This is a genomic window from Candidatus Obscuribacterales bacterium (assembly GCA_036703605.1).
GTDB lineage: Bacteria > Cyanobacteriota > Cyanobacteriia > RECH01 > RECH01 > RECH01.
In genome coordinates, this window is record DATNRH010000970.1 from 1 (window position 1) to 1,822 (window position 1,822).

A 1,822-nucleotide genomic window follows, 5' to 3' on the forward strand; every position below is an offset into this window, starting at 1 on the left:
CCGTGAAGTCGGAATCGCTAGTAATCGCGAATCAGAATGTCGCGGTGAATACGTTCCCGGGCCTTGTACACACCGCCCGTCACACCATGGGAGTGGGCTGCACCAGAAGTAGGTTGCTTAACCCGTAAGGGAGGGCGCTTACCACGGTGTGGTTCATGACTGGGGTGAAGTCGTAACAAGGTAGCCGTAGGGGAACCTGTGGCTGGATCACCTCCTTAAAAGATGACGTGCCGTTCAGGCGCGAGCGTCCGCACAAATTACTTGATCTTGCTTACGCCCAGTCATGGGTCTGTAGCTCAGTTGGTCAGAGCGCACCCCTGATAAGGGTGAGGTCGGTGGTTCAAATCCACCCAGACCCACCAGCGCTACGGGGCCATAGCTCAGCTGGGAGAGCGCCTGCTTTGCATGCAGGAGGTCGGCGGTTCGATCCCGCCTGGCTCCACCAATGCCTGCGACTTCGGCAAGCGATGGCAAACATCTGCGAATGTTGATGTTTGACGTTGTGCTGCCTGTTTAATACAGGCCAAGCGGTTATTTAAAAATTTGGAAAGAGAGTTTGAAACGCCGCATTTATCAGCGAGTTTGGCCTGACGTCAACCAGTTTGGTTGGGGTTATATGGTCAAGTGAATTAAGCGCATACGGTGGATGCCTTGGCGACAGGAGGCGATGAAGGACGTGGTAGCCTGCGATAAGCTTCGGGGAGCTGGCAACAAGCTTTGATCCGGAGATGTCCGAATGGGGAAACCCACCGCGCAAGCGGTATCCTGCAGTGAATACATAGGTGCAGGAAGCGAACCCGGGGAACTGAAACATCTAAGTACCCGGAGGAAAAGAAATCAACCGAGATTCCCTTAGTAGTGGCGAGCGAAAGGGGAGCAGCCCAGTGCGTCATAAGTCAGTAATTCCTAGAGGAATGGCATGGAAAGGCCAGTCATAGAGGGTGATAGCCCCGTACTTAAAAGGAATTGCTGATGGGGCGCCGAAGAGTAGGGCGGGGCACGTGAAACCCTGCTTGAACATGGGGGGACCATCCTCCAAGGCTAAATACTACCTGTCGACCGATAGTGAACTAGTACCGTGAGGGAAAGGCGAAAAGAACCCCGGAGAGGGGAGTGAAATAGACCCTGAAACCGTGTGCGTACAAGCAGTGGGAGCTCATTTATTGAGTGACTGCGTACCTTTTGTATAATGGGTCAGCGACTTACTTTCAGTGGCAAGCTTAACCGAATAGGGAAGGCGTAGGGAAACCGAGTCTGAATAGGGCGATAGTCGCTGGGAGTAGACCCGAAACCGGGCGATCTATCCATGACCAGGGTGAAGGCAGGGTAAAACCTGCTGGAGGCCCGAACCGGGATCTGTTGAAAAAGATTCGGATGAGTTGTGGATCGGAGTGAAAGGCTAATCAAGCTCGGAGATAGCTGGTTCTCCTCGAAAGCTATTGAGGTAGCGCCTCGCGTCTCACTCTCGGGGGTAGAGCGCTGTTTCGGCTAGGGCTGCGTCTAGCGGTACCAAACCGATGCAAACTGCGAATACCGAGAAGTGCAATCGCGGGAGACACACGGCGGGTGCTAACGTCCGTCGTGGAAAGGGAAACAACCCAGACCATCAGCTAAGGTCCCAAATACCAATTAAGTGGGAAACGATGTGGGAAGGCTTAGACAGCTAGGAGGTTGGCTTAGAAGCAGCCATCCTTTAAAGAAAGCGTAATAGCTCACTGGTCGAGTCGTCCTGCGCGGAAGATTTAACGGGGCTAAGCCATGTACCGAAGCCGCGGATGCAAGCTTGCTTGCATGGTAGAGGAGCGTTCCGTAGGCCTGTGAA

Annotated in this window: 2 tRNA genes and 2 rRNA genes; all 4 read left to right on the top strand. The window is 53.8% G+C overall.

The features are described from left to right. Positions 1-218, top strand: a 16S ribosomal RNA gene (locus V6D20_19820); the annotation flags it as partial. Between the two features lie 67 nt (positions 219-285). Next, positions 286-362, top strand: a tRNA-Ile gene (locus V6D20_19825). A gap of 7 nt (positions 363-369) precedes the next feature. Next, positions 370-445: transfer RNA gene (locus tag V6D20_19830), tRNA-Ala, on the top strand. Between the two features lie 173 nt (positions 446-618). Next, positions 619-1,822: ribosomal RNA gene (locus V6D20_19835) — 23S ribosomal RNA — on the top strand; the annotation flags it as partial.